Source organism: Sphingomonas sp. (assembly GCF_048594985.1).
In the GTDB taxonomy this organism is placed as follows: domain Bacteria; phylum Pseudomonadota; class Alphaproteobacteria; order Sphingomonadales; family Sphingomonadaceae; genus Sphingomonas_I.
Genome location: NZ_JBMDXG010000218.1, coordinates 1 through 7917 on the forward strand (window position 1 = coordinate 1; position 7917 = coordinate 7917).

General features: G+C 64.9%; 5 protein-coding genes and 1 pseudogene. 5 read left to right on the plus strand and 1 reads right to left on the minus strand.

The genetic code is table 11. From position 1 onward, the window contains the following. Nucleotides 1-354: pseudogene (locus ACOJSF_RS08560) on the plus strand (Isoquinoline 1-oxidoreductase subunit); the annotation flags it as partial. Beyond that, complete coding sequence (locus ACOJSF_RS08565) at nucleotides 351-2534, plus strand: molybdopterin cofactor-binding domain-containing protein (RefSeq protein WP_420141795.1); 2184 nt, start codon at nucleotides 351-353, stop codon at nucleotides 2532-2534. The pseudogene ACOJSF_RS08560 and the gene ACOJSF_RS08565, both read left to right, overlap by 4 nt. 364 nt (nucleotides 2535-2898) lie before the next feature. On the opposite strand, the gene ACOJSF_RS08570 is transcribed toward ACOJSF_RS08565, so the two are convergent. Continuing rightward, entirely contained in the window at nucleotides 2899-3555 is a 657-nt protein-coding gene (locus tag ACOJSF_RS08570) for a CDP-alcohol phosphatidyltransferase family protein (protein ID WP_420141796.1), read from the minus strand. A 312-nt stretch (nucleotides 3556-3867) separates the two neighbouring features. On the opposite strand from ACOJSF_RS08570, the gene ACOJSF_RS08575 reads away from it, so the two are divergent. The 3 genes from ACOJSF_RS08575 to ACOJSF_RS08585 all read left to right on the plus strand — a co-directional run. Continuing rightward, nucleotides 3868-6141 (plus strand): TonB-dependent receptor, encoded by a 2274-nt coding sequence (locus tag ACOJSF_RS08575; RefSeq protein WP_420141797.1) that lies wholly within the window; start codon nucleotides 3868-3870, stop codon nucleotides 6139-6141. Further along, complete coding sequence (locus ACOJSF_RS08580) at nucleotides 6138-6701, plus strand: hypothetical protein (protein ID WP_420141798.1); 564 nt, start codon at nucleotides 6138-6140, stop codon at nucleotides 6699-6701. The genes ACOJSF_RS08575 and ACOJSF_RS08580 overlap by 4 nt, the downstream gene beginning before the upstream one ends. A gap of 20 nt (nucleotides 6702-6721) precedes the next feature. Continuing rightward, a partial coding sequence (locus ACOJSF_RS08585) for a PepSY-associated TM helix domain-containing protein (RefSeq protein ID WP_420141799.1) occupies nucleotides 6722-7917 on the plus strand: 1196 nt, incomplete at its 3' end.

A 7917-nucleotide genomic window follows, 5' to 3' on the forward strand; every position in this document is an offset into this window, starting at 1 on the left:
CCATGGGTATCGCGCGGTCCGGATGACGCGGGCGAACCGACGCTGCGCTGCTCGACCTGTCACCACGCGGCGAACTTCGAAGCGTCTGGCGTGCCCGGCAATCCCAAATGGAAGCTCGCGCCGATCGAGATGGCCTGGCAGGGCAAGTCGCTGGGCGATATCTGCCGCCAGATGCTCGATCCGGCGCGCTCGCACATGGATCACGCTGCTTTGCTCCATCACATGGCCGAAGACGAGCTGGTTGGCTGGGCCTGGCATCCGGACGGCGCCCGCAGTCCCGCACCGGGGACGCAAGCGGAGTTTGGCGCACTGATCGAGGCATGGCTCGATTCCGGTGCGAGGTGCCCCGCATGACGCCTACCCCCGAAAGCTCTGGTTCTGCGCAGCCGGATGCGAAGCGCGGCTTCCGCATGACCCGCCGCCGGATGATCCTGGGCGGTTCGCTCATCGGCGGCGCGCTGGTGGTGGGCTATACCGCGACCCATCCGATGGAGGTGGGCGGCGCGATCCTGAGCGGCGGCGGCACCGATCCCGAGCCGAGCGCTTTCGGCTCGTACATCCGCATCGCCCCGGATGGCTCCGTCACCGTCGTGAACCGCCAGCAGGAACTCGGCCAGGGAATCCATGCCGGTCTGGCCGCGATCGTCGCCGAGGAACTGGACGCCGACTGGGACCGGGTAAAGGTCATCGATTCGCGCAGCAATTTCCGCGCCTACGGTCCGCAGGGCTCGGTGGGATCGCGCTCGATCTCGTCCAACTGGGATTTGATGCGCAATGCCGGGGCGGCCGCACGCGCGATGTTCGTCGACGCGGCGGCGCTGCGCTGGAGCGTGCCGCGGCGGCTCATCGAGGTTCGGGACGGTGTCGTCTTCCATTCCGGCTCGAACCGATCCGCTACCTTCGCGGACCTGCTCGCCGACGCGGCCCGCCAAATCCCGCCGCAGCAGCCGACGCTCAAGCAGTCGAAGGACTATCGTCTGATTGGCACGGATCGGGTGCGGCGCAAGGATAGTGTCCCCAAGAGCACCGGCGCGCAGGTTTATACGCAGGACGTGCAGCGGCCCGGCATGCTCGTCGCCATGGTCGCGCACAGCCCGCGCTTCGGCGGCAAGCTTGCTCGCTTCGATCCGTCTGACGCCCGCAAGGTGAAAGGGGTAGTCGATGTCTTCGCGATCGAAACCGGCGTGGCCGTGGTCGCCCAGAACAGCTTCGCGGCGCGAAAGGGCCGCGAGGCGCTGCGCATCGAATGGGACGACAGTAGGGCTGAGACGCGCTCGACGCCCGATCTGGTCCGCTATTACCACGAAATCGCCTCGGGCCGCGGAGACGTGAGCCCGAGCGACTTCGCCATGAAAGGCGATCAGCCCGAGGCGCCGTTGAGCGGCAACATCGTCGAATTTGCGTTCGACTTTCCCTATCTCGCGCACGCGCCCATGGAAACGCTCGACTGTGTCGCGACGGTCAACGGCCGGCATGTCTCGATCACGTCGGGCGCGCACCTTCCCATCGTCGATCAGGTGCAGGCTGCGCTGACGGCCCGGACCATCCCCGGCCTGGTCGATGTCGAGGTCATCCCGGCGGGCGGCTCGTTCGGGCGCCGCGGTGTCATGAGCGCGGATTATGTCGTCGAATGCGTGCGCATCGCGAAACGGACCAACGGACGCCCGGTCAAGATGCTCTGGACGCGCGAGGACGAAATGATGGCCGGCTACTTCCGGCCGATGTCCCATCATCGCCTCTGGGTCCAGATAGGGCGCGACGGCTTTCCCGAACGCTGGCGCGTCCACAGCGTCTGTCAGCCGCTAGTTCCGGTCGGCGCGAACAGTCAGGCCGTCGAAGGCATTGAGGGTTCACCCTATTTCTCGACCGCGTCCACCGTCGGCGGCAAAATCTTCAGCCCCTCTTTCGCGGTGCCTCCTTCCTTTTGGCGATCGGTCGGCCATTCCCACACCGCGTTCGTGATGGAGCATGTCATCGACCAGCTCGCGCGGCGTGCTGGGCGCGATCCCGCCGCCTATCGTCGGACATTTTATGAAAGAGGAAGCGACAAGCGGCGCCTTGTCTTGCTCGACGAGCTGTGCCGCCGCTCGGGCTGGGCTGAACCGGTCGAAGCCGGCTGGGCACGCGGTCTCGCAATTCATGAAACGTACGGAACCCTGGTCGGCCAGGTTGCGGAGGTCCGGCTGGATCAGGGCAGGCCGGTCGTCCGACGCGTCGTTGCCGTGGCCGACTGCGGCATCGCCGTTTCTCCCGACCAGATCGCAGCGCAGATGGAAGGCGGCATCGGCTTCGGCCTTTCGGCCGCGCTGTTCGGCGTCATGACGCTCAAGGACGGCGTCATGCAGGAAACGAACTTCGATACCTACCCGGTCCTGCGGATGAACGAGATGCCGGCGGTCGAGACCCATATCATCGCCTCTACGAGCCGGCCCACCGGCATGGGCGAACCCGGAGTTCCGCCGATCGCGCCGGCCGTCGCAAACGCCCTTTTGGTGCTAACGGGCAATCCAACGCGAAGCCTGCCATTTTCATAAATGGAACATCATCGTGCCGTGCCGACCCGACTGTGACTAAGGCCATCGCAGAGCTGTCCGTCTAACATTAACTCGCCTCCGACAGCTGCGGCTCTGCAGAGATCGGGCTATGAAACCGCTTGGCCGGGGATCCATCAAGCGCATCCTCACAGCAAATCGAATATCTAGCCTCCGTTTGATGCGGAGGGCTCGATGGGGGCGAGTTCTGGTTAAGCCACGAGCAGCAGGTTCGGCTGAAGCCGCTGCTACTCAGCCGCCCTGGCCGACTGGCAGATCCTCAGGCCCTGATCTCCTCTCACAAAGCTTAGCCGCAGCCGTCAGGCGAGTAGAGTTATACGGACAGAAACTGACCGCCGACGTGGCCTTATGGTTCGAGAAGCGCCAACCGCCTCCCTGTGACAATCGATTGATTGACGAACAATATCGCAAGCACGGCACCGACAAGACCCACGAACATGTCGAAGCCTGACACTTGCCCCAGAAAGCCGGGCTGATGGCCGAGGAACAGCATGGCAAGCGTGAGCGCGATCAGCATCAGGCGTAGTTCCGTAGGGCCGGCGGCAAGATAGGAAAGCTTGAACTCTCCACACACCTTCGCCGCCAGATAAGCGTGAACGGAAAGTAGCAGGTATCCGATCGCGGCGAACAGCGCGACATCGAGCCTGACAAATGGGCTGCACCCGATGCCGCCAATGATCAAGACCGTGGCGACGCCGTCGCAGCTATGATCGAGAAAGTACCCATAATTGGGTCGCTCAATCCCACGGTAGCGCGCAAGACTACCGTCCATGGAATCACCGAACCACTGAACCAGATAGCCGATTATGGTCAGCCACAGCCAAGTCGCTGTCCATGCGCTCGCAGCATAGCCAGCAAACACCATCACGGATCCGATCATCCCAAGGCAAGTCAGGCGATCAGAGGTCACCCATTCCGGCATTCGGCCGCACAGCCACGTGAGCAGGCGCCGCTCTGTGGCAGCAAGGATATTGCGCTGTATTCGCTCGGGTGTGTTTGTCATGACCCTTTATGTTGGCGCTTCGCACCGCAGGCAACATCGCCGCGTGGGCGCTTCACGGCCCGATGCTTCGAGGCGCGCGCACGATCAATGCCGAGGTTGGGAGTGCCATTGACGCCCGCTTCGGGGGCTAACCAGATCTGAAAACCGGCCCCGCCGCTTTGCCAGTCCCCGTCCGTGTCATCGATTTCGATCGACGGGGCCCGTCCACAAGCGCACCGGACCTGCGACGTCGGGGATCGTATGCATTTGCCATTGGGATGATATTGCCTCGCAATAGGCATGTAGCTAAGCGTTGCGCCACAAGGGGGACATATGCGCACCGTTGCAATGCTATTGGCTGGTCTATCGACGTTTGGGGTGGCGCCAGGCCTGGCGCAGCAACCGCAGAATTCGGCCGTTGAGCCCCAGCCTGACGACATCATCGTCACCGGCGAAAAATCCAACCGGACGCTTCAGGAGACCGCGACCAGCGTCGCTGTCACGACGCCTGCGCGGATTACGCAAGAAAACATTCAGTCGATCCAGGATATCTACAACCGCACGGCCAACGTTTCCGAAACCTATGGGGCGGCGGGTTTTACGATCCGTGGCATCAGCAACACCGGTGTCGGTGCGGGTGGCAATGCCGATACCGCAACTGTTTACGTCGACGGAGCGCCGATCACACGCGAGGCTTTGTTCGGCGGCCCGACCGACCTGTGGGACGTCGGTCAAGTCGAGATATTGCGCGGGCCGCAGTCGACCATCCAGGGGCTGAACGCGCTGGCGGGCGCGGTCGTGATCACCACGCGCGATCCCTCGACGACGGATTACAGCGCAGACGGGCGCATCCTGTGGACCGACCGCAACGACCGCACCTTTTCGGCGGCGGCCGGCGGGCCGATCATCCAGGACGAACTGGGCTTCCGGGTGTCGGCCGAACGGCGCGCCGATCGCGGCGTCATCCGGAACATCACGCGCGGGGGGTATGACGATTCCCTGCGGACGCTGAATCTGCGCGGCAAGCTGAAGTGGACGCCGCAGGCTTTGAGTGGCCTGGAGGTGCAGGCCAGCTACAATCGCGTGCGTCGGGATGGCGGCTACCTCTACGAATATGCGCGCACCGACGTCCCGGACTTCTACGATCATCGCATCGGTACGGGCGACCAGCCCAGCCGTGGCGACGTCAGATCCGACATCGCGGTCCTCAACATAGGCTATGAAATCGCCCCGCGATTGCGGGTGTCGAGCGTGACATCATATAGTCGCGTGGTTTCGCATGCCGTGACCGACACGGACGGCACGGCACAAAATCTGCAAACGATCGACAATCTTCAGCGCTTTCGTACCTGGACCGAGGAAGTTCGGCTCAACTATGATGGTGAGCGGATCAGCGGCGTACTCGGCGTCTGGGCCTATCAGCGTAAGGGCGGGCTTGAGGCCTTCAACCGGCTGAATATCGCCACGCCCACTGCCACGATCAGTGCCCTGCTTCAGGGCGGAGGTCTGCCGGCCGGAACCGCGAACCAACTCGCCGCGACCTATTCGTCGGTGCTCCCTGTCATTCCCGTTGTGTATGAAGGCTACCAACCGCAGACCGTGCGCACCGCTGCCCTGTTCGGCGACGGTCGGCTGCGCGTGACGGATCGCCTCTCGCTGATCGCCGGCTTCCGTTACGATCACGAAGAAAACCGCTATACCGCAGAGAGCATCGCCACCTTTGCCGGGACATTGCCGGATCCTGCCGCGTTCGGTGCGCTCGCTCCTGCAGTGACCCTGGTCAATCGGGGAGTTCTCGGCCTCGTTTCTGCCGCGTCCTCGTCGCGCGCGTCGAATTCGCGAACGTTCGACGCCTTTCTGCCCAAGGCGGGGATCAGCATGGATTGGGCCCCAGACCTGACCACCGCGTTCACGGTGCAGCGCGCCTATCGCTCGGGCGGGTCGAGCCAGAATCCGGCGCGGGCGCTGCTGGTGCCTTATGATCCCGAATATAGCTGGAACTACGAAGGATCGCTGCGGTCGCGGTGGCTGGACGGGCGGCTGACGCTGAACGCCAACATCTTCTATTTCAAGTGGAAGGATCAGCAGACCAACGTCTTCTTCGGCACCAGCCAGTATGACTATAACACCGTCAATGCCGGCAAGTCGCATCTCTACGGCTTCGAGGTGGAGGCGCAGGGGCGGCTGAGTCGGGCAGTCGATGCCTATGTGTCGCTGGGCCACGTGCGCACCGAGTTTGACGATTTCAGTCTGCCCAGTGGAGCCGCCAGCACGGTCGATCTTTCCGGATCCGAGTTCCCTTATGCCGCGCATTGGACGGTGGCGGGTGGTGTCAATGCGACGGTCGGTCGCATCGTCGGGAACCTCAACGCCAATTATCGCGGGCCGGTCTATAGCGATGTCGGCGTGACGCAGGTCCAGTCGCGGCTGCCGGGCCGTACCGTCGTCAATGCACGGCTGGGTTATGATGCCGGTCTGTGGACCGCCTTCGTCTTCGCGCGCAACCTGCTGGACGAGAAATATAGGCAGTACGACTATCCCGCCACCGGTCGCGCGATCCTGGGGGACCCGCAGACGTTCGGCCTGGGGCTGGAATTCCACCTGTGATCGCGGCGGCGGCCGGGGTGGGACTCGTGGGCGGCGCGGCCGGCGCGGGGCTGCTGCGTCGCGCATGGGCGGATCGGCAGCGCGAGCATCCGCTCCTGATCGCGGCGGGCTGGAGCGCGCTGACGGCAACCGTCCTGATCACCGCCGCGTGGATCGGTCCGATCAAGGGGCTGACGCTGGGCCTAACGACGGCCGGGCTCGGTGCGCTGCTGGTGGTCGCAAACGGTCGCGTGCGCCGCGAAGCGCGTGGCGGGCGCGAAACGGGGTTGGCGCCCGAGCCGCTCGAAGGCCCGTCACGCCAGTGGCGCGGTTGGCTGAAGGCGTTGCTCGCCGGGCCGCTCGGCATGACCGCGGCGATGGCGGTCGCATTCTGCTATGCCGCCTGGGCTCCTGGCGATCCGCGCACCCGCCTCCTGATCGGCGGGCTGCTGATGCCGGTGGTCTGGGCACTCGCGATGACATGGACTCTGGCTGACCAACGCCTGCTGCGCGCGCTTGCGGTGCTCTCGGGCACCACGGTTGTCGGCTTCGCGCTCGCCGCGATGCGGGGGGTCGTATGAGCGGGCCAATCACGGGGAATATGAAGGCGGGTCGCCCGCGCGGCGGCTGGCCGCTCTCGCCCGCCACGGTGCGCGCAGTGCTGAGTGGACATGGCATCCTGGGTCTTGCCTTCGCTGCGATAATCTATCTGGTCTGCCTGACCGGCACCTTGGCCGTGTTCGTCCATGACTTGGAGCGCTGGGAACAGCCCGGAACGCCGCGGGTCACCACGATCGGGAGTGGCGCGCTCGACCGCGCGCTCGCCACGGCCCGGCAGGCCGCACCGGCCAAGGCTACATTCTACGTGTCGCTGCCTTCGGCCGACGAACCGGGCGCCGGAATCATCGCATACAGCCCGACGTTCGAACACGAATGGTCAATCGATGAAGCCGGAAACCTGGCGCCGCACGCCACCCCCTTCTCGGATTTCCTGCTCAACCTCCATATCGCGCTCCATCTGCCGCGCAGTTGGGGCGAGTTCATCGTCGGGTTGGCGGGCGTGGCGCTGCTGTCGTCGTTGATATCGGGACTCCTGGCGCACCCGCGGGTCATCAAGGATGCCTTTCATCTGCGCCTCGGCGGATCGCGGCGGTTGCAGGAAGCAGACCTGCACAACCGGCTCGGCATCTGGGCGTTTCCGTTTCACGTCATGATTGCGCTTACCGGCGCGCTGCTCGGGCTCAGCACGATCATCGTCGGCGTGCTCGCCTTGCTGCTGTATCGCGGCGATACCGGCAAGGTCTACGGACTGTTCATCGAGCCGGCACCCGCAGCGAACGCCGCGGCCGCGCCGGTGCCGCCGCTGGGCGCGCTCCTGGCCGAAGCACGCCGTCGCGCACCTGGCGCCGAGCCACATCAACTGACCATCGAGCGCGCCGGTCGCGCCGATGCGCGCGTGACAATCGCGTCGAAACGCAGCCGCCTGCTGGTGCCGCAGGACACCACGATCTTCGACGCGACGGGGCGGGTCGTGAAGGATACACATCCGCATGACCTGGTTGCCGGCACGAAGATTCTCGGCGGCATCGGGCAGCTGCACTTCGGCTGGTTCGGCGGGGTGCCGGTGCGACTGGTTTACGGCCTGCTCGGGCTCGCATTGTGTGTCGTTACGTCGAGCGGGGTGACGATCTGGCTCGCGCGGCGGCGCGACAAGGGCCGCGCGGTGCCATTGTGGGAACGGTTGTGGACGGCGGTGGCGTGGGGGCAGCCGCTCGCGCTCGGGCTCGTCGCGCTCGC

What these genes read in the sequence shown, in the direction of transcription:
- ACOJSF_RS08570 (WP_420141796.1), bottom strand. Translation starts at nt 3,555, where the DNA reads ATGACAAACACACCCGAGCGAATACAGCGCAATATCCTTGCTGCCACA.
- ACOJSF_RS08575 (WP_420141797.1), top strand. Translation starts at nt 3,868, where the DNA reads ATGCGCACCGTTGCAATGCTATTGGCTGGTCTATCGACGTTTGGGGTG.
- ACOJSF_RS08565 (WP_420141795.1), top strand. Translation starts at nt 351, where the DNA reads ATGACGCCTACCCCCGAAAGCTCTGGTTCTGCGCAGCCGGATGCGAAG.